Annotated in this window: 19 protein-coding genes and 1 tRNA gene; 14 read left to right on the top strand and 6 right to left on the bottom strand. The window is 41.0% G+C overall.

Features of this window, described 5'->3' with window-relative positions; all coding sequences use genetic code 11:
* Nucleotides 1-49 precede the first annotated feature (49 nt).
* The 7 genes from leuB to IAR63_RS00565 all read left to right on the top strand — a co-directional run bounded on the left by leuB (nt 50) and on the right by IAR63_RS00565 (nt 5,614).
* Entirely contained in the window at nt 50-1,141 is a 1,092-nt protein-coding gene (gene leuB, locus IAR63_RS00535; RefSeq protein ID WP_057177507.1) for a 3-isopropylmalate dehydrogenase, read from the top strand.
* Nucleotides 1,142-1,369: 228 nt separating this feature from the next.
* Nucleotides 1,370-1,630 carry a hypothetical protein gene (locus tag IAR63_RS00540; protein ID WP_057177506.1) on the top strand — a complete coding sequence of 87 codons (261 nt, stop codon included), beginning with the start codon at nt 1,370-1,372 and terminating at the stop codon, nt 1,628-1,630.
* A 40-nt stretch (nt 1,631-1,670) separates the two neighbouring features.
* A complete protein-coding gene (locus tag IAR63_RS00545) occupies nt 1,671-2,486 on the top strand; it encodes a prepilin peptidase (RefSeq protein ID WP_057177593.1) in 816 nt (271 codons plus the stop codon).
* A gap of 185 nt (nt 2,487-2,671) precedes the next feature.
* A complete protein-coding gene (accD, locus tag IAR63_RS00550) occupies nt 2,672-3,598 on the top strand; it encodes an acetyl-CoA carboxylase, carboxyltransferase subunit beta (RefSeq protein WP_187706214.1) in 927 nt (308 codons plus the stop codon).
* A gap of 286 nt (nt 3,599-3,884) precedes the next feature.
* Nucleotides 3,885-4,376: a photosystem II cytochrome c-550 gene (gene psbV / locus IAR63_RS00555; protein WP_187706215.1), complete on the top strand. Its 492-nt coding sequence runs from the start codon at nt 3,885-3,887 to the stop codon at nt 4,374-4,376.
* Nucleotides 4,377-4,735: 359 nt separating this feature from the next.
* Nucleotides 4,736-5,155 carry a plastocyanin gene (gene petE, locus IAR63_RS00560; RefSeq protein ID WP_187706216.1) on the top strand — a complete coding sequence of 140 codons (420 nt, stop codon included), beginning with the start codon at nt 4,736-4,738 and terminating at the stop codon, nt 5,153-5,155.
* Nucleotides 5,156-5,257: 102 nt separating this feature from the next.
* Nucleotides 5,258-5,614 (top strand): c-type cytochrome, encoded by a 357-nt coding sequence (locus tag IAR63_RS00565; protein WP_187706217.1) that lies wholly within the window; start codon nt 5,258-5,260, stop codon nt 5,612-5,614.
* Between the two features lie 63 nt (nt 5,615-5,677).
* Here the strand turns inward: IAR63_RS00565 and IAR63_RS00570 are convergent, their stop codons facing one another.
* Nucleotides 5,678-6,958: an energy transducer TonB gene (locus IAR63_RS00570; RefSeq protein WP_187706218.1), complete on the bottom strand. Its 1,281-nt coding sequence runs from the start codon at nt 6,956-6,958 to the stop codon at nt 5,678-5,680.
* A gap of 229 nt (nt 6,959-7,187) precedes the next feature.
* Nucleotides 7,188-9,077, bottom strand: a complete 1,890-nt coding sequence (locus tag IAR63_RS00575) for a cation:proton antiporter (RefSeq protein WP_187706219.1) — start codon at nt 9,075-9,077, stop codon at nt 7,188-7,190.
* 319 nt (nt 9,078-9,396) lie between these two features.
* Between IAR63_RS00575 and IAR63_RS00580 the strand changes: the two genes are divergently transcribed.
* Together IAR63_RS00580 and IAR63_RS00585 are read left to right on the top strand one after the other, a co-directional pair.
* Nucleotides 9,397-9,469: transfer RNA gene (locus IAR63_RS00580), tRNA-Glu, on the top strand.
* Between the two features lie 71 nt (nt 9,470-9,540).
* Nucleotides 9,541-10,551 carry an NAD-dependent epimerase gene (locus tag IAR63_RS00585; protein ID WP_187706220.1) on the top strand — a complete coding sequence of 337 codons (1,011 nt, stop codon included), beginning with the start codon at nt 9,541-9,543 and terminating at the stop codon, nt 10,549-10,551.
* Here the strand turns inward: IAR63_RS00585 and IAR63_RS00590 are convergent.
* Both IAR63_RS00590 and IAR63_RS00595 read right to left on the bottom strand, forming a co-directional pair.
* Entirely contained in the window at nt 10,548-12,068 is a 1,521-nt protein-coding gene (locus IAR63_RS00590; protein WP_187706221.1) for a thymidylate synthase, read from the bottom strand. The genes IAR63_RS00585 and IAR63_RS00590 overlap by 4 nt on opposite strands.
* Nucleotides 12,069-12,098: 30 nt before the next feature.
* Nucleotides 12,099-12,611, bottom strand: coding sequence for a hypothetical protein (locus tag IAR63_RS00595; protein WP_187706222.1), 513 nt, complete (start codon nt 12,609-12,611; stop codon nt 12,099-12,101).
* A gap of 293 nt (nt 12,612-12,904) precedes the next feature.
* On the opposite strand from IAR63_RS00595, the gene aroA reads away from it, so the two are divergent.
* On the top strand, nt 12,905-14,269 hold the full coding sequence (aroA, locus tag IAR63_RS00600) for a 3-phosphoshikimate 1-carboxyvinyltransferase (RefSeq protein ID WP_187706223.1): 1,365 nt from the start codon (nt 12,905-12,907) through the stop codon (nt 14,267-14,269).
* 2 nt (nt 14,270-14,271) lie between these two features.
* Nucleotides 14,272-15,456, top strand: coding sequence for a pyridoxal phosphate-dependent aminotransferase (locus IAR63_RS00605; protein ID WP_235678313.1), 1,185 nt, complete (start codon nt 14,272-14,274; stop codon nt 15,454-15,456).
* Here IAR63_RS00605 and IAR63_RS00610 read toward each other — a convergent pair.
* Nucleotides 15,443-16,429, bottom strand: coding sequence for a carbohydrate kinase family protein (locus tag IAR63_RS00610; RefSeq protein WP_187706224.1), 987 nt, complete (start codon nt 16,427-16,429; stop codon nt 15,443-15,445). The genes IAR63_RS00605 and IAR63_RS00610 overlap by 14 nt on opposite strands.
* A gap of 221 nt (nt 16,430-16,650) precedes the next feature.
* Here IAR63_RS00610 and pedR point away from each other — a divergent pair, with 221 nt between their 5' ends.
* The 3 genes from pedR to IAR63_RS00625 all read left to right on the top strand — a co-directional run bounded on the left by pedR (nt 16,651) and on the right by IAR63_RS00625 (nt 19,778).
* Nucleotides 16,651-16,944 carry a photosynthetic electron transport-dependent transcriptional regulator PedR gene (pedR, locus tag IAR63_RS00615; protein WP_115538773.1) on the top strand — a complete coding sequence of 98 codons (294 nt, stop codon included), beginning with the start codon at nt 16,651-16,653 and terminating at the stop codon, nt 16,942-16,944.
* Nucleotides 16,945-17,067: 123 nt separating this feature from the next.
* Entirely contained in the window at nt 17,068-18,081 is a 1,014-nt protein-coding gene (locus IAR63_RS00620) for a glycosyltransferase (protein WP_187707289.1), read from the top strand.
* 446 nt (nt 18,082-18,527) lie between these two features.
* Entirely contained in the window at nt 18,528-19,778 is a 1,251-nt protein-coding gene (locus IAR63_RS00625) for a DUF4912 domain-containing protein (RefSeq protein WP_187706225.1), read from the top strand.
* A 71-nt stretch (nt 19,779-19,849) separates the two neighbouring features.
* Here the strand turns inward: IAR63_RS00625 and IAR63_RS00630 are convergent, their stop codons facing one another.
* Nucleotides 19,850-20,803, bottom strand: a complete 954-nt coding sequence (locus tag IAR63_RS00630; RefSeq protein ID WP_187706226.1) for a PhoH family protein — start codon at nt 20,801-20,803, stop codon at nt 19,850-19,852.
* Nucleotides 20,804-20,838 lie beyond the last annotated feature (35 nt).

Consider the following 20,838-nt stretch of genomic DNA (forward strand, 5'->3'; position numbering starts at 1 on the left):
TGATAGGCGATTTAACAGTAGCTAATCAAAAGACTAACTAACCCTAATCATGACCCAAAAATACAGTATTACCCTACTTCCTGGCGATGGTATTGGTCCTGAAATTATGGAAGTAGCAGTGGATGTACTAAAACTGGTTGGTAAGCAATTCAAGTTGAATTTTCAGTTTGAAACTGCTCTAATCGGTGGTGCTGCGATCGACGAAACCGGAGAACCTCTACCATCCCATACCCTAGAGACTTGTGGGCGCAGTGATGCAGTTTTATTAGCTGCTATAGGTGGTTATAAATGGGACTCTTTACCTGCAAATAAACGTCCTGAAGCAGGACTATTGGGATTGAGAGCTGGGTTAGAACTATTTGCCAATTTAAGACCCGCAAAAATAATCCCTCAGTTAATAGGTGCTTCCACCCTCAAACCGGAAGTAGTGGAGGGTGTGGATATCATGGTGGTACGAGAACTCACAGGGGGGATTTATTTTGGTAAACCCAAAGGTATTTTCACTACAGAAACAGGAGAAAAACGTGGTGTAAATACGATGGTCTACAGTGAATCAGAAATAGAAAGAATTGGCAGAGTTGCTTTTGAAACAGCACAAAAACGAGGTGGCAAACTTTGTTCGGTGGACAAGGCTAATGTCTTAGAAGTATCTCAGTTGTGGCGAGAGGGGATGAATAAACTGGCTCCCGAATACCCCCAGGTAGAATTATCTCATTTATATGTAGATAATGCTGCCATGCAGTTAGTTCGGTCCCCTAAGCAGTTTGATACTATTGTCACTGGCAACCTTTTTGGTGATATTCTTTCTGATGCAGCAGCTATGCTAACCGGTAGTATAGGCATGTTGCCATCAGCTAGCTTAGGATCTTCCGGTCCAGGTGTGTATGAACCCGTCCATGGTTCTGCTCCTGATATTGCAGGACAAGACAAAGCCAATCCTCTAGCACAAGTCCTAAGTGCGGCTATGATGTTACGCTATGGGTTAAATCAGCCAGCAGCAGCAGACAGCATAGAAAACGCAGTGTTACAGGTTTTACAACAAGGCGATCGCACAGGAGATATTATGTCTCCAGGAATGAATCTTTTAGGGTGTCGAGCTATGGGTGACGCCTTACTGAACATTCTGGAAAAAAATAGTTAAATGGTCTATACAGTTAGATAGTCCATGAGGGAAAATTTAGCGTTACTTGCTAAAGGTTTCCGATAAACTAAGTAGGGAGGCATAATTATTTGTAGGATGGGTCGAGTAACGAGACCCGTGGTGTTGGGTTTCATACTTCAACCCAACCTACGTTAATCTTATATTTAATTCCACCCACCCACTTAAAACTAAATCTAACTCCATCTATATAATAACCAAAGGGTTCCAGTGTACCTTTCACAACCAGATCTCAATAATTTCAGTGTCCAACCCAACCAAACTGCTTTGATCGATCCCGCCGTGATTAAAGCAGCAGGACAAATTTATCACACCTATTCTCAAGTCCATCCAGAAATTATCGGTCAAGTATCAGGGGTGGCGATTAGTCGCACAACCTATAGGGGTAAGGTCATTTTTACCCAGCAACCAGTTCTTTTACCACAGGAATGTTTTATACCTTTACAACAAATAGAGTCTTATGTTTACTAACAAATACCAATAATCAACCCAACAGTTAATCACTGATATGATGCTAACTTTAGTGACTAGCAGTGTCGTTGTTTTATTATTGGGCGCATGCATTGGCAGCTTCATCAATGTGGTGGTTTACCGACTACCCAGGGGATTGTCATTACTATGGCCTCCTTCCCGTTGTCCTCACTGCTTGAACCAGCTGAAAGTATATCACAACTTGCCCATTTTAGGTTGGCTATGGCTAAGGGGAAAATGTGCTTATTGTCAAGGTGAAATTTCCCATCGTTATCCCCTGGTAGAGTTATTGACGGGAATAATATTTTTAATTGTATTTTGGGTATTTCAATTTTCACTGCCAACTATTGGCTATTGGGTTTTTTGTAGTTGGTTACTAGCCTTATCCTTAATAGACTGGGAGACAATGATCCTACCGAGTAGTCTGACTAAATCAGGACTGGTCTTGGGTTTAATATTTCAAACCACTTTAGGTTATGTAACACATAACACCTGGTCTGGGACCATTGGGCAGTTAATCTGGGGAATAGGTGGCATGGTTTTAGGTATATGGTTGTTTGACATTATTGCCAACTTGGGATTTGTGTTTTATGGCCAACCAGTTATGGGTGGTGGTGATGGTAAACTAGCAGCAATGATGGGTGCTTGGCTCGGTTGGCAATACTTATTAATAGCTAGTTTTATAGCCTGCTTTTCTGGGGTGTTAGTAGGTTTTGGGGCAATTATTGTCTCTGATGGTCAAATAGGACAAAAAATGCCCTTTGGACCATTTTTAGCCTGGGGAGCGCTGATTTCTATTTTTGGTGGTCAGGTCATCCTGGATCATTACCTACGCTTTGTACTATCCCATTCTTGAGGTGAAATGTATGTATTGTGATACTATTCAAAGAATATTCCAAACAACAAAACTATTACTGTAATTCACAATTTAAATTGACAGTTTAAATAGTTATAGCTAGAGTTATAAACTTCTTAAAAATCTGTCAAAGTGGTAAATCTGATCAAATCCCTTAACAAAAGTTCAACAACCATAAGATAACAATGGCAAACAACGAAGAATCACGCGGTTTAAAGTCTTTATTAGATTGGTTTGCGAATCGTCGTAAGTCCGGGAATACAAATCTGGATCGTCAAGAACGAGAAATAGCTGATGGATTGTGGCACAAATGTCCTGAATGTGGAGTTCTCTCCTATACAAAAGATCTCAAAGCTAATCAAATGGTTTGTGCTGAATGTAGTCATCATAATCGAGTCCATAGCGATGAACGCATTAGACAATTAATTGATGCCAATACCTGGACATCTATGGATGAAAACCTACGCCCCACAGATCCTTTAGGCTTTCGCGATCGCAAGCCCTATAGCGATCGCCTGCGAGAGACCCAGGAAAAAATCGGGTTAACGGACGCGGTCAAAACTGGATTAGGACAAATCAACGGTTTACCCATTGCCTTAGGAGTGATGGACTTCCGTTTTATGGGAGGGAGTATGGGTTCAGTGGTAGGAGAAAAACTAACCCGTTTAATAGAGCAAGCTACCCAAAGACGCTATCCGGTAGTGATAGTTTGTACATCTGGGGGTGCCAGAATGCAGGAGGGAATGTTATCTTTAATGCAAATGGCCAAAATTTCGGCTGCTCTCCAGCGTCATCAGGATGCTCGTTTACTATATATTCCCGTCTTGACCAATCCTACCACCGGTGGCGTTACCGCCAGTTTTGCCATGTTAGGGGATATAATTATTGCCGAACCCAAGGCCACCATTGGTTTTGCTGGTAGAAGGGTAATTGAACAAACCCTGCGGGAAAAACTCCCAGAAGACTTTCAGACCGCCGAGGATCTGCTAAAACACGGCTTTGTAGATGAAATTGTTCCCCGAACCCAGTTAAAGCATACCCTGACACAACTGATATCCTTACACCAACCCATGCCCATAGCAGTAAATATGGTTTTATTGGCTGGAACCTAAAATTGTTCGGGGGGTAGGATTATAGTCACAACCCCCACCCATCCATCATCTTTACAGCCATAAATCAAAAATTTCAAATCTCAAATCTTAAATCCAAGTACCTAAATGGTAAACTGATTCATGCTGATGTTAATGATAGCGAGGAGATTTTACCTAAGCTTATTCTCCCTAGTTTAAACTAAAGAATCAAAGTTTTAGTACTAGATAAATATCCGTGTTTTGTCTGTGCTCAAAAAAACTACTCGTATCTTAACTATCTTGATCATGACAAATTTCAAGGGGAAATATGTTTATAAGACTGATAAGCGTTGTTTTGGCTACTGTGTTGCTGTCGTTTCATCTGTTTATGGGTAGTGCAACCGCAGTAGAGCTAGATGAAGCCACCAGAACAGTCAAACTGAATGAAGCTGGTGATACAATAGTTATTAGCCCTAAGCAGTTACAAGAAGGAAAAAAGCTATTTCAGGATACATGCGCTCAATGTCATGCTGGTGGTGTAACTAAAACCAACCAGAATGTGGGTCTGGAACCAGAAGCTTTGGCGGGTGCTGTCCCAGCACGTGACAACATTGAAGGATTGGTGGCCTTTCTCAAGGAACCTAAAACTTACGATGGTGAACAGGATATATCGGAAATACATCCCGGTATCAAGAGCGCGGATATCTTTACGGAAATGAAAAACCTCACAGAGGATGATTTAAAAGGGATATCAGCCTACATTCTTATCCAACCCAAAGTCGTTGGTGCTCGCTGGGGTGGTGGTAAGATATACTACTAAACATCTCTAGTTAGTATTGTTCTATAATGCGCACACTTTTGTTTTGAAATAGTTTTGGTTCCTAGTCCTGATTTGCTAAGAGTATGTTGCTCCATCAACTCTGGTCTAGGAACTGCTTAATAATTACAACTAAAAATTAAAGCCTTTACCCATGATTCAATTATATAGCTTTGGCCAGAATCGACAGGGGTTGCAAGCAGTTGGGTGGGCCTCACAGGTCCCCTCTTTCCCCTTGTAGGTGGCTAAATCCATAAAAAATGACCTGAAAAATAAATTTTTATATGACAAGCTGTCATATTTGGTGTTAAATATAGTTAACATGAGATTGGAAAAATAAAACTATATCTCGGGAGAGAATTATGAAACTAATCATGGCAAATTGGAAGCGTTTAACCTTGACTGTGCTGACTTTGGTTTTAGCCGTTAGCACCTTAGTCCTGTTTAGCCCCACCGCATCAGCTGAAACCTACACCATCAAACTAGGTACGGACAAAGGACTCTTAAAATTTGAACCCAGTAAGTTAACAATTAAACCAGGGGACACTATTAAATGGGTTAACAATAAAGTTCCCCCCCATAACATTGTATTTGATCCCGTTAAAAACCCTGGCAAGGATAAAGCCTTAGCAAAATCTCTGTCCCACAGTAAATTATTGTTGAATACTCGTCAAAGTGTGACCACAACCTTTCCAGCAGATGCACCTGTTGGTGACTATACCTTTTACTGTGCTCCCCACCGTGGCGCCGGTATGGCGGGTAAAATAACTGTTGCCAGCTAAAATATATAGCTTCGGTTTTTAAAAACGGTTAGAGTGAATCCATGGCACGCCCGGCGTGCCATTGACATATAATCAAACAGTGATTATTGGGAGGAAAATTTCTTGTCTAGACCTCTACCGTTGTTAGTTTTAATTCTAGTGATCGCCGTATTTTTTAGCTTCACACTTATTATCAAACCAGTCTTATCAGCAGAAATAACTATAGGTCATGCTATTTTCAATGCTGAATGTGCTTCCTGCCATGTAGGGGGTGGTAACATACTTATTGAAAATAAAACTCTACAAACATCAGCCATGAAAAAATACTTAGACAACTATGACACCGACCCTATCGGAGCAATTGTTAATCAAATTCATAACGGTAAAGGTGCCATGCCTGCTTTTAAGAACAAATTAACCAAGGAGGAAATTCTAGAGGTGGGTCTCTATGTTTTTCAAATGGCAGAAACAGGATGGTAGATTTAGTGGAGATCAAAACTATGATGTGATGACCTCCCACTAAATAAGCCATGCCCATTCTACCTACCTACTTTGGGGTTGTTGAGCGCCCTGAGTTTGAGGGAGGTTTTCCGCATTTGAAGAGGTTTTAGGAATGTTCTCACTGGCATTATTGACCAAATTGAAACGGAGTTGGAAAGGATAAGAACTAATGTTCTGTTCACCTTTAGGGGGATTAGCGTTAAAAAACTCCCGGGTTTGAGATTGGAGTTGAGGAGACACCGATTGGTCTTCAAACTTAATGTCCAAAACCTTGCCATCAGGATCCACAACTAAACGACCGAAAACCACACCTTCCATATCCCGGCTTTTCACAGGCACACTTTGACGGATTGGGGACTGTTGTTTAGAGTTGGGGTATTCCTTAAGAATAGTTTGTCTGAGTTTGTTATAGGATTCCAACCTAGCGATTAATTGTTGTCTTTTTTGAGTTCTAGCGTCATTCTCTTGAGATACGGGGGTTTGCACTTCTGGTTGGGAACTAGGCAAACTAGGCATTTGTTCCTGTGGCTTTGTAGGAATGTCTGGAACAACTGCCATGGGCCCACCTAACTGGCCTGCAGTGGGCAAAGGAGAAGATGGATTGGAACCGGTTCCATTTTGCTGTGGATCAGAGTTAGCTGAAGGCTGGTTTTGACCTATTCCCCCACCAGAGTCAATATCAATCTTAGTGGGGGAAGGATTATTTAAAGGCTCACTTGGTATTTCCGTGGTTATTTGGTTATCAACTTGTGGTTGCTTACTAACATTGGATTGATTTGGTCTAACTTGGGCATCTATATTATCGACAAAAGGAGGTGCTGATAAAGGGCGGGGAGAAAATTTATCTTTGAAATCTTTGAAGCGTAAATTACTAGCTTGGATATCCACACTAGTAGTGGAGATCCTTGGTAGTGATTGCCTTTGAGGCAATACAGAAAGATTGTAGTTGGAAGAAGAGGTAGGGATAGGAGGTAAGAGGGGAGGGGGTAAAACTGGCTGAACAGGAGGTTCTAGGGGCTTTCCAGCAACACTCAAACCACCCAAGGGAATTTGGGATTGTAATGCCAGTTGGGGGAGCTGGGCGGCTATTTGGGTTGAATCTGTAGACTGTGGCAGTCTATTTTGGTCAGCAGGGCCCAGTTCCATTAGTCCCACAGCCCTAGTCGTATCAGTTCGTGCGATCTGATTGTGATTAGAATCAATGGGCATTAATGGCACAATGAAGGCAATAGCCCCATGGATACCAAGAGAAGCTATGGCAGCTATTCCTGTGGGCTGGCCTAATATTTCTGGAATGCTTTTCAGGACGGAGACGTAAGACATAATCTGAATCGTTCACTCGACTTAGTTGCTGTCAGCTAGTTCCAGCAGGCAAAAGGCGGGCAACTAACATAACTTACTTGGGGTTTGCAGTCACAGCCATTTCTGCCATGCCCAACTAGAAACTTGATTTCTTAAATTATATTCCCATTTTTCAAATGTGGCTTCATCTATTCGACAAATAATAACTGTCCACCTTGACAACGAAAATAGCAGTTTTAGGTGTTGACTATCAAAAGAACTTGCTAATAGGCATTTCCTCCACCTCCGGTAAAGTTTCTAAGGCTAAAACCCCAGACTGACTGGATCCAGAGAGAAGTTTTAACAGACTTGGTCGGGAATCATACAACAGATAAATAATGCGATCGCCCACTTCCCAAGTTTCATTCACCGATATTACCTGTAATCTTTCTTCTCTTTCCAATAATAAGGGAACTAGTACGCCACTGCGAATCTTTTCCTGAATATGCTGCTGTTGACTTTCAAATTCTTCTTCGTTTAAAGTTGTGTTTCCCAATTTCACCCTACCACCACTCAAATACTCATTCCAGGTTTTTATTGGTAGGTCAGAAACAAAAGCCTGACTCACTCTACTATGAACTGAAACATTACCATGAGGATCCCGGGGGAATATGGCCAAAACTCGGGGTGGATTGAACTCTTCAGCTGCTCGTTGCGCCAAAACAAAATTCACTTCTCCATTATTAGTCATTGCTATAAATGTACCAATTTTAGCAATACCCGCATTTTCTAAAACCTGAGCATCTAAAGCACTATTGACAAGCACAGGCAAATTTTGAGCCTCTGCCTGAGTTAAATATTCTGAATCAGTATCAATTATTACTACTTTTTCCCCCCGTTCCTGGAAAAAGCGAGCAATGAGCAAACTGAGAGGATTACAGCCAACTATCAAGGCTCCTGTTAAATTTTCTGAAGTAATTCCTAGGCATTTCACCAGCCATGAAGCTGTTAAACCTTGACAAAAAACAGTCATAATAATAGTCAAAAATACTAAAGCCTTAATGGCATCTCCACCATTAATTCCATGTTGAGTCAGGGAAATAGCAAATAATGAAGCCACAGAAGCGGACACTATTCCCCTGGGAGCAACCCAACTTAAAAACAACTTTTGCCGCCAATTCAGACCACTATTCCAAGTACACAAAAGAATATTGATTGGACGCACTACAAACATTAATACCAGGACGGTAAATAAACTGCCCCAACCCAGGGCAAAAACACTGGCAATAGATAAATCAGCTGCCAATAAAATGAACAGTACGGAAACACCCAGAATTGTCAGTTGATTTTTAAAGCTGCGTAATAACCGTTCTTCGGGAACGGATGAGTTAGCAAATACCGCACCTGCTACAACTGTGGTCATCACCCCAGATTCACTGCGGATGGCTTGCGCCATGGTAAACAGGCCCCATAACAATGCTAAAACTACCAGATTTTTTAGTTCAAAGGAGAGGAAGTTGGCACGTTTGAAGACCATACTCATTACTAAACCACCTAGAACTCCAATAATCCCTCCCACACCCAGTCGCATTATTAAACCCATAATCGCTCCCATGGGATCGGGATCGCCATTAACAATTGTATCTAGTACCACATAACCTAAAATTGCCCCCACAGGATCAATTAAAACCCCTTCCCCTTCTAGTAGTGTAGCAACCTGCTTATCTACATTAATTTGTTTAACTAATGGACCAATAACAGTCGGACCAGTAACTACAACTATGGAGGCGTAAAGAAAGGCCAAGTTCCAGGGAAATTCTCCTAGCCAATGGGCTGCCATACTCCCACCCAGCAAGGTAATTAAAGTCCCCAGGGTTACTAACAGTTGCAAACTCACTGAAACCCTACCCACCTCGCGGAAGTCCAATTTCAGTCCACCTTCAAACAAGATGATTGCCGTTGCAAGGGAGACAATCACTTCTAATCCAATACCCAATAATTGGGGATGTAATATTCCCACACCATCATTACCCAGGATGATGCCCAAGAGGAGTAGTAGTACGATACTGGGTAGACGGAAGTGTGCAGCTATTACCTGGGCACCAATACCTGCCAGAACCGTTAGTACCATTTGTAAAGTGATTTGAAAAGATGTTTCCATGTTGTGGACTTTGTGATATTGGTCTCAAAATCCTTTAATTAACCTCTTCAACAGTTACAAGTGTAAGTTTACAAGTCTAAATAACATTCCCTTCATGACGAATCCGAGGGCGTTTTTTCTACTTGGCCCCCTATATTACATGTTTTTTCCGGATTTAGCCACCCGCTTGGCATATTATGTCGGAAATGTGAAGAAATCTTGGATTGAAAGATGTGCAATTGTTGCAATTAAGAGGTTTACTAGTTAGCAAAAAAAATTTTTCTCAAACCAGTTGACATTCCCGAAATAATAGGGTAAGTTAATAAGAGTGAAGTCCAGCGCCCCCATCGTCTAGAGGCCTAGGACATCTCCCTTTCACGGAGGTAACGGGGATTCGAATTCCCCTGGGGGTATGTAATAATTAGTTGACATATAACAATATCTATGTTTATGTGGGACAGCCATTATTATCATTAGAAAGTTTATGAAAATCCTAGTTACTGGTGCAGCAGGCTTTATCGGATTCCACCTCAGTAATTACCTATTGAATCGGGGCGACTATGTGGTGGGAATTGATAATCTCAACAGCTACTACGATGTCTCTTTAAAAAAAGCTAGATTGGTCCAATTAGAACCCTACAATAAACTATTCAGCTTCATAGCGCTAGATTTAGCTGATCGGGACGGAGTTAACAATTTATTTGCCCAACACCAATTTGATGTGGTTGTTAATCTAGCAGCTCAAGCTGGGGTCAGATATTCCATAAAAAATCCTCATGCTTATATTGATAGTAATATTATAGGATTTACTAATGTTTTAGAAGCTTGTCGCCACTATGGAGTGAAACACTTAGTATTTGCTTCCTCTAGCTCTGTTTATGGAGCTAATACCAAAATACCATTTTCTACCCATGACAATGTGGATCATCCTATTAGTTTATATGCGGCTACTAAAAAAGCTAATGAGCTAATGGCACATACTTACAGTCATCTGTATGAATTACCTACTACCGGACTACGCTTTTTTACCGTTTATGGTCCTTGGGGAAGACCAGATATGGCTTACTTTTTATTTACCAAAGCCATTTTATCGGGACAGCCCATAGATGTTTTTAATTATGGTAAAATGAAGCGCGATTTTACTTACATTGATGATATTATAGAAGGAGTGTTAAGAGTTATAGATACTATCCCTCAAAGCAATTCTCACTGGTATGGTGACAGTCCTGACCCCAGTAGTAGTAAAGCACCATATAAAATATATAATATTGGCAATAACAATCCGGTAGAGCTAATGCACTTCATTGAAGTTATAGAACAGTGCCTAGGGATGAAAGCTAAAAAGAACATGCTACCTCTACAACCTGGAGACGTAACTGTCACCTATGCGGATGTTGATGATTTAATTCAAGACGTTAATTTTAAACCTGACACTCCCATTGAGTTGGGAGTGAAAGAGTTTGTTAAATGGTATAGGGAGTATTATCAAGTTTAGCTTAAACTCGACCTTAAAGGTTTATCCTGCTCATAAATCAGACCACTAGATAGAGCTATTTCGGCCTTTTGTAATTCCGAACCCAAATACATGGCGTGGTCAACTTGTAGTCCAGGGGAATTTAATGTTATTTCCCGGGAGAGTTGAGTGGAGGATTTACCAGAATAACAATTAACCACCTCTCCCGAATTAGGAGTAGTATGCTCCACTATGATCCTACCATTTTGGAGATAAATAATAAAGTTGCCAGTTGGGTCGTAGTAATCCTTTTTTTGGCATATTTTGCTGTACTGGGAAGCAATTACACTTTCTGCATGTTCCCAGCATTCATCATAAATATGAGCACTTTGACTAAAAGTAATCAAAGGTCCAAGTCGGAGGTTCTGATGAAGATTGGAACCCCGGACAATGCCATCATAAATATATTTTTGTAAAGCTCTTAATCCCATCCCATTGGCTGGCCAAGCGGAAAACATATCATTACTGCGGAATGTGGCTGTTAAAGATAATTGATCATCTACTATTCTCACCCAAATATGATTTAAACAGGGTGGACTGTGATGCTCATCCTTGACAGGATCCCATAAAGACATGACTGCTCTAGCAGAATCGGGATCATTAATTAATTTATTAATGACCTGTTGAATTTGGTCTTTGCCAAACCAAGAGCGGAGTCTTTGTCCATAGGTATATTTAACACCTTCCCGATCAGGAGCATCATCTAAAACTTGGGAAATGTATTCTGGTAAATAGCTTTTATTTATAGGCAAATAGTTAGGCTCAGGAAAATAAAAATCCTCAGGTTCATCGGTAATAATTGCCATTAAATTGATTAATTCTTGCCATTTACTATCATAAGCGCTAGGTCTAATTATCCCTGTGGTTTTAATCCGATGGATAATCTTCACCCAGGTTTCAGCTATGGTTTTACCTTCTATTCTATGGCCGTAGCGTACCCCTGGTAAAATTGTGGTTTCAAACTGGGATAAGGGAAATTCCAGTGCCATACCCCAAGGATCAACCATGGGTTTTTGGGCGTAATATTTAATTTTTTCCACTGCTACAGAAATTGATTCCGCTGTTGCTACTTCTAGACTGTGACGTAGTTTTTCCAAAGCATTCAGGTCAATATCTATATCTATATATCCAGCAATAGAAGAGCAAATTACCCAAGACTTGCGACCACTAGCACTAAAATTTTCTTCCACACCATAGGCAAAAAAATCTAGTAAACATTTTATGGCACCAGCATTTTTATCTTCCTTAGTGGCATTTATCAGCACCAAATAGCGCACATGGGGATTTATCAACAAGTTGCGAACTAATATGTTTATCCCCCTAGTCGGTGAGTACAATTGTCCAATGACTGCATACTCGGATGGTTGTAGATTTTTACATAGGGCTTCTTTTACGGTCCAACCAGTTACTACTGCTGTGTTTCCATGACCATAAATCAATTGATTGCTTTTATACCTTGCAATATAATTAAATCTATCTGTTTTAACTTCTGGTGTCATCTTTACTTCCCTCCCAGATCCTCCCGCTCTCTAATGATGAATTTCCAAGTTGAGAATATATCGACCCAATTGCAACTTTTGCGACCACAATTCATAGTCAATCCGTAAATTTTCTGGCAAGATTTTTCCAGTCAATTTTAGGTCAGTGGTAAAATTACGTAGATGAATTGGCTGACATGGTTGTAAAGATTCGAGAGGTAGCCAATAACGACTCATTCCGTAAACTCCTTTCTCCCAAAAATGCCTGTAACTTATTTGAGTATTACCCTGCATAGTCATGGTAATTCGGTAGGGTGAAATCTCTACCCATAAAATTCTGGGACTGGGAGGGGTCTGCAAATGTTTGTGGATGGAACCGATCACATTTTCCGTAGTGGATATATTTCGTGCTTCACAACTAATTAAGGGTGGTGCTGTTAGAAGTAAGTGAAACCTTTCAGTGTCTTTTTGATATAGGGTACCTGGAGTTTCCACCACTGACCAAACTGGTAAATCGGTGGAAATAATAGATAAACAAACGGGTTTGTGGTGATGAGTGAGCATGATCAATAAGTATTACAAGGAGTTAGTTGGATAAATAAACTATTTAATAAATAAGTAAATGAGTGTAATACACTAGGATTAAGCTTAATTTGACCGGCATAAATTGGGTAAAGAATTGATGAGTATGGTTGAGGTTGGTAGGCGCTATAGTTAGCTATATGTGAGAGGATGTTTTGTCAGAAATTTGGATACTAGGACCTAAAAAGCGGTAGGATATTGGGGAGGAATTTACCAGTGACAGCAACAGAAGCGACTGAAAAATTTCCCACCTATTCCAAAGCTAGTGTACTCTAATGTCAGCTGCTATTATAACTTTAGAAACTCAAGAAACCGGTTCTCATAATTTAATTATTCACAGATCTGATTCCGATTTGTCTCTACAAGGTCGCATTCAAGTTCCCGGTGATAAGTCTATTTCTCATCGAGCTTTGATGTTGGGAGCCATTGCTGAGGGAGAAACGGAAATTCAAGGACTGCTATTGGGTGAGGATCCCCGCAGCACCGCCAGCTGTTTTCGTTCTCTGGGTGCAGAAATTTCTGATTTAAATACCCAGTTGGTGCGGGTTCAGGGTATTGGTTTAGGGAATTTACAAGAACCTATCGATGTTTTAAATGCGGGTAACTCGGGTACGACTATTCGCCTAATGTTGGGTTTGTTAGCTTCCCATCCTGGCAGATTTTTTGCTGTAACTGGTGATGATTCCTTGCGATCGCGTCCTATGTCGCGTGTGGTCAAACCTTTACAACAAATGTCAGCTCAAATCTGGGGTAGAAAGGGTAATACTTTAGCACCTTTAGCTATTCAAGGACAATCTCTTAAACCCATCCATTACCACTCCCCTATTGCTTCAGCTCAGGTGAAATCTTGTATTCTTCTTGCTGGTTTGAACACGGAAGGAAAAACTACGGTAACAGAGCCAGCTTTATCTCGAGATCACAGTGAAAGAATGTTAAAGGCTTTTGGAGCGGATTTAACCATAGACCCAGGGAGCAATAGTGTGACTATTACGGGTAATGCTAAACTTTATGGTCAGAAGGTGATTGTTCCTGGTGATATCAGCTCTGCTGCTTTTTGGTTGGTTGCTGGATCTATTGTTCCTGGGTCTGATTTAGTGGTAGAAAATGTGGGTGTCAATCCCACCCGCACAGGAATTCTGGAAGCTTTGACTACTATGGGAGCAAATATCCAATTAGAAAATCAGCGGGAAGTCGCAGGAGAACCTGTTGCTGATTTGCATGTGCGCTATAGCCAGCTACAGAGTTGTACCATTGCTGGCGATATTATACCTAGACTAATTGATGAGATTCCTATTTTGTCCGTTGCTGCTACCTTTGCTAAGGGAACAACTATAATTAGAGATGCAGCAGAGTTGCGAGTCAAGGAGAGCGATCGCATTACTGTAATGGCACAACAGTTGAATAAAATGGGTGCCAGGGTCACTGAGTTGGCTGATGGTATGGAAATTACTGGTGGTACTACTTTAGTGGGTACGGAGGTGGATAGTTATACAGATCATAGAATCGGCATGAGTTTGGCGATCGCAGCTTTAAATGCTATTGGTACTACTACCATTCATCGTGCTGAAGCAGCGGCCATTTCCTATCCCAATTTTACCAGCACATTAGTGGAAGTTTGTCGGTTGAGAAAATTGCAATAACTATGAATAATCAACCGTCGAATTATCAATTTTCCCGAATGAGTGAGGTGCAATCTCCAGTGATTCCTCTAGTGGGGGAGTTGATTAAAAACAATCCAGGTACAATTTATTTGGGACAGGGAATAGTTCACTACAGTCCGCCAAAGGAGGTGCAGGATTTCCTGGAACAATTTTTTCAGGATCCTGTTAACAATTCCTATCAGTCCGTATTAGGACTTCCTAAATTACTCTCTGCACTAACACAAAAATTAGCTGAATTCAATGGGATCATAATTAATGATCACCAAGCTAGTGTCGTGGTAACAGCTGGTAGTAATATGGGTTTTATGAATGCGGTTCTGGCTATTACTAATCCCGGGGATGAAATTATTTTAAATGTGCCCTATTATTTCAATCATGAAATGGCAATTACTATGGCGGGTTGTTTACCCGTACTGGTAGAAACTGACGAAAATTACCAGTTAATTCCGGAAAAAATAGCAGATGCAATTACAGATAAAACTCGTGCCGTAGTTACAGTTTCACCCAATAATCCTACCGGTGCTGTTTATTCTGAAATAGCATTACATGAGGTTAATCAAATTTGTCGAAAAAGACATATTTATCATATTAGTGATGAAGCGTACGAACATTTTACATATAATGGGGTCAAGCATACTTCCCCAGGTGCATTTCCAAACAGTAGCCAATATACAATCTCTCTATATAGCCTTTCTAAATCCTATGGTTTTGCTAGTTGGAGAGTTGGTTATATGGTGATTCCCCCACACTTGTTAAGTTCAGTTAAAAAAGTACAGGACACAATTTTAATTTGCCCTCCCGTGGTCTCCCAGTATGCTGCATTGGGAGCATTACATGCAAATGGGGAATTTTTAAAAACCAATCTTCAATCTGTGAGTCAAACACGCAAAATTGTCATGGAAGCACTCCACCAACTTCCCTCCTCATGTACCATTGCACCTGGGGAAGGTGCTTTTTACTTTCTCTTAAAAGTCAACACTTCCCTCAATGCTTTTGAATTGGTTAAAAAATTAATTGAGGAGCATAAAATAGCTGTTATTCCAGGAACAACTTTTGGCATCCACCAAGGTTGCTCTTTACGAGTTGCATACGGTGTGTTGAAACCGGAAACAGCAGCACCAGCTATAGAAAGATTAGTCAACGGATTGCGGGTTATATTAGGCTGAGTTTATTGCTATGGAGAAAAGTCTCTACTTCCTGTGCAGTTGGTTGAGATGCGATCGCTCCTGGGTTGATAGTAGTCATGGCACCTACCGCACTGGCGTAGGTAATAACAGATTGGGCAACTTGCGGATCGCTTAAAGCTTGAATCCCATACTGGTTTAACTGATGGACAAACCCAGCCAAAAAACTATCCCCCGCACCAGTGGTATCCACCACGGGTACGGAAAAAGCTGGTAGTTTGCCCTCGTTTTCCGCCAAACAATAGGAACAACCATTTTCCCCATCTGTCACTAAAACCCCTTCTAAAGAGTTGATTCTATAAGTAATTGCCCCTGCATCACTAGTATTAAATAGCCAATTGCCCTCTTCTTTAGTCAGCTTGATAAAATCACAATTGGGTAATATTTGGTGAATCTTCTGCTTTGCTAACTCGCTGTCTTGCCAAAACACAGGTCGCCAATTCACATCTAAAATAATCTTTAGGTCATACCGTTCCGCTAGTTTTAAAGCTTGATGAGTAGCAGCTTCACTTTCGGGATAGGCCAATTCTAATGTTCCCAAGACCAAAAAATCTGCTTCGTTAAACAACTCCTCAGGTAAATCAGTGGCCTTTAAGCAGGTGTCAGCAAACTCGCTAGTGTGATATTTACCAAATCCAGCAAAAGTGCGATCGCCATTCAAGTCTCTAACCACATAAACTTGACGGGTAGGAGCTGTAGGATGGCGTTGAACACCTCTAGTATCCACACCTACATCTCCCAGGAGTTTTACCAGGGTGTCACCTGGTTCATCCTGTCCTACAGCACCGATAAATCCTGCTTTTGTTCCTAGTTTAACCAAAGCACAGGCCACATTAGCAGGAGCTCCCCCCGGGTAAGGAGTCCAGGAGTTCACTTCTTCTAATTTTAGACCTATTTGATCAGCTAGACAATCAAATAAAATCTCGCCAAGACACAAAACACTGGAATTACTCATCTGACTTTAGATAAATGACCTAGTTGGGGAGTCTGTAGGAATGGATTCAAAAACAATAGAGTTCACTATTTTTAGTCTGTTCAATATGATCAAACAACTAAATTATATCTTAAATTTATCCTATCTTTTAGAATATTTGGTGCAATAATATAACAAATTTGTCTATTTTTAACTACCAACAGAGTTAATCTTTGGAATACTAACGGAGAAATCTATAAATCATGGCTACTAGTGAGTCTCGGACCCCTGTTACTCTCTCAGATAGAGAACTGCAAATCATCGACTTGGTGGCCGCAGGCTTAACTAACCAAGAGATTGCAGCAAAGTTGGAAATTAGTAAACGTACGGTTGATAACCACATTAGCAATATCTTGACCAAAACCAGGACGGACAACCGAGTAGCTTTAGTACGTTGGGCTTTACAGTGGGGAAAAGTATGCTTAAATGATATTAACTGTTGTACATTGCCTAACTATGATATCTCAAATGGTTCACAGGATTCAAATATAAGCTAATTGATTTAACAAACCAACATCTGTTTGCTCTATCAAAAACCTGCCTACAAATCCAAAGAAGCATTTTAGCATGAATGGTTCAATGGCGTAAATAGTTCTTCAATTCTGGGGACATCTATGAAAATGAGAAAACTTTACTTTTTATTACCGGGAACAAATGGTAAGTTCGCCTGTGGCGGTCTTTGGGCTGAGTTAAAAACCATTAATTTAGTCCGCAACATCTGTAATGCAGAAGTTGTCACCTATCGACAACGGGAAAAAAACCAACTGTTTTTGGATGATCTCCTCCCAGACCCAAGTTTGCAGGATGTGATTTTTGTGGTTAGCTGGGGATTTGACATTCCTAAATTGGTACGTAAACTGCAAAAATACAATGTGGTCTATCATGCTCACAGTGCTGGGTATAAATTCCATCTGCCATCTCCCATACCTATTATTGCGGTTAGTCGCAATACTATGGGATATTGGGGACAAAAAGCACCCAATAATTTAATTTATTACTTACCTAATCAAATTTCTGACGAGTTTACTAATCTTCATTTAGACAGGGATATTGATGTTCTCGTCCAGTGTCGCAAGTCCTCAGAATATCTACTTCACCAATTAATTCCCGCACTCCAACAAAAATGTCGGGTTTTAGTAGCGGATTCCTATGTTCCAGACCTACCAGGACTATTCAATAGGTCGAAGATTTACCTTTATGACTCTGCGGAATACTGGGCCCAACAGTCTGTTAGTGAGGGCTTTGGGTTACAACCCATGGAAGCTTTGGCCTGTGGTTGTCAGGTATTTTCTAGTATTAACGGTGGTCTTTCAGATTATTTAGATCCCGCATTTAATTGCCATAAAATAGCTGGTTATTCTCTTGAGTATGATTTACAACGCATTATAAAAATATTGGATTCCCCAGTTCATTTTTTAACTTTGTCTAATCAAGTTTTATCTGAATATCGAGCTGAAAGCATCACAGCACGACTTTCAGTAATCCTATCGGAAATTAACCACTTTTTTGACCATCAAAGCCATCAATTATCTACTATTCCTCAACTTACTAAATTCCGATTGGCAACTTTACTGATGAAAAGGCTCTATGGGAAATTTATTCATCGGTACTTTAATTTGCCTAAATCTAAATAGCCAGGTTTATTTAAAACTATAAACAATCCTAAATAACCACTTCCAATTTTAAACTATTAACTCTTTCTTAGATGTTCTATCCAGACCTATTTGGGTAGAATGTCATGCTTTACTAACAAAACTATCCGTTAACTGGGAGAAAATGTTATAATTTAATGACAATTGATCCCCAAAGACCTGATAAATAGGTAAAATGAGTAAAAAACCCACTCTACCCCTTGATCAATAGGCATAATTACCTGTTAATATTTCTTCAGGAAAAACACACCGCCCGATCCCAAAATCGGAAAGTATGTAAGCAAATTTAAAAAACAATAAAAACGCTTATACGCTGGGTAAAACCAGAAGTCATGAATGAAAATTCATCTGGAATGGGTAGCATTTTATGAACCTTCCTATAATCAGGGGAAGTAACTTGCCCTACAAACTACTGGAGGCTAAAGCCAATGGCAAAAGAACGCCCACCTATGGAGGAGATGACTCTCAGGCAACTCCGCAAAGTTGCTAGTGAGTATGGTGTCTCTCGGTACAGCAGGATGCGTAAATCCCAACTGCTGGCATCAATTCAAGAAGTGCAAACTCGCAAATTTTCGATTAGTCCATCTCAGTCGTTGGAGGCGCAGGAAAACGTGGAAGCAACAAAATTTGAATTAGGTCAAGAAGATCGTAATGGTGGTTCTTTGTCTGACGTGGATGCTGGACTAGGAGATTTACCAGGTGGTTATGGTGAAAGTCGCATCGTACTTTTACCCCGGGATCCACAATGGGCTTACACCTACTGGGATATACCTAATGAGCATAAGCAAGAGTTGCGTCGCCAAGGTGGACAACAATTGGCTCTACGGATTTATGATGTCACCGATGTTGATTTAGATCATCAAAGTCCTCATAGTCTTCAAGAATATCCTGCAGACGAATTGGCCAGGGAATGGTACTTACCTATTCCTGTGAGCGATCGCGATTATGTTATAGATATTGGCTATCGTACTCCCGATGGTCGCTGGTTGGTGCTAGCACGTTCTGCGAGGGTTCATATTCCTCCTGTATATCCCTCGGATTGGATTGAAGATGTGTTCATCACCGTGAATTTTGAGGAAGACCTGCGTGGTAAGACTAAGTATGAATTAATACCTCCTGCTAAGAAAGCGGCGATTGCAGCAGAAGCTGCAAGTGCTGCAATTCACGACCAAATGCTTAGTTTAGCGGAATCAGGGGAAGCACAAAGAGTTGCTGGTTCCCTGTTTGGCTCTATGCAGCATGTACCTGGATCCGTACGTCCAGAACAGGCTATAAGTTCTTATGTCTTCCCATCCGGTGTTGGTATGTGGGCAGTTCCCACTGCATCTGGAATTAACGTTAATATGTCCGGTGTTGGCATGTCCGGTGTCGGATTCTCCGCTTCCGCTGTACCTGTACGTCCTCGACAATTCTGGTTGGTTGCTGATGCGGAACTAATTGTCTATGGTGCGACTGAACCAGATGCTACGGTGACCATTGGTGGTCGTCCAATTAAACTTAATCCAGATGGTACCTTCCGTTTCCAAATGTCCTTCCAAGATGGTTTGATTGACTACCCAATTTTGGCTGTTGCTGCTGATGGTGAGCAAACCCGCTCTATTCACATGAAGTTTGAACGGGAAACACCTTCTCGCCATACTAATACCAAGGAAGAAGCTGTTCTGGAATGGCTTTCTTAGGTATTGAATTTTACATTACTTCATAACTGCAATTTCTCCCCCGCTATATAACTATGTGGCGGGAGTTTTTCCTACTTTTGGTGTTTTTCATAGGCGGAAACTATCCTTTGCACCAGGGGATGACGCACCACATCCTTTTGGGTAAACTCACAAAATGCAATACCATCCACATGTTTTAAAATTTGTAAGGCCACGGTCAAACCTGAGTCTTGATTGAGGGGTAAATCGGTTTGGGTGAGATCACCGGTGATAACCATACGGGAACCGAAGCCTAAGCGGGTCAGCACCATTTTCATTTGGGAAGGTGTAGTATTTTGGGCTTCGTCAACAATGATAAAGGCATTGTTTAAAGTACGCCCCCGCATATACGCCAAAGGTGCCACTTCGATGATTCCCCGTTCCATCAAGTTGGGTACTTTTTCAGGGTCAATAAACTCATTAATAGCGTCATAAAGTGGACGGAGGTAGGGGTTAACCTTTTGCTGCAAGTCCCCAGGTAAAAATCCTAGTCTTTCCCCAGCTTCCACTGCAGGACGTGTCAAGATCAATCTTTCAAACTGATTAGATAGCAGTTCTTGTACAGCAACCACAACAGCAAGATAGGTTTTGCCAGTGCCCGCAGGACCAACACCAAATGTTAGATCTCGTTTACGAATGGCTTCAATATATTGTCGTTGACGAAAAGTTTTAGCGCGAACCTCCTGACCGCGACGACTCTTAGCCAGAATGTCCCGTTGTAGATCTTGCAGTTCCCCCTGGCGATCGCCCTCTATTGCTTGACGTGCGGTCAAAATATCCGCACTGGCAATATTATTCCCTGTACTCCAAAGCTCTTCTAGGGATTGGACTATTTTCACTGCTAGATCCACATGTTGTTCCTTACCGGAAACTAGAAGTTCTTGTCCCCTGAGGACCAAATTAGCTCCTGTTTGTTGGGACAGAAATTTCAGATTTGCTTCCCCATATCCTGCTAGTGCGATCGCACTAGGAATATTAGGTAACCCAATTATAACCGTACCTGCCATATTTGTAAAATTCGTGGAACATACATCCTTAACCT

The organism is Cylindrospermopsis curvispora GIHE-G1 (assembly GCF_014489415.1).
GTDB classification, from domain to species: Bacteria; Cyanobacteriota; Cyanobacteriia; order Cyanobacteriales; family Nostocaceae; genus Raphidiopsis; species Raphidiopsis curvispora_A.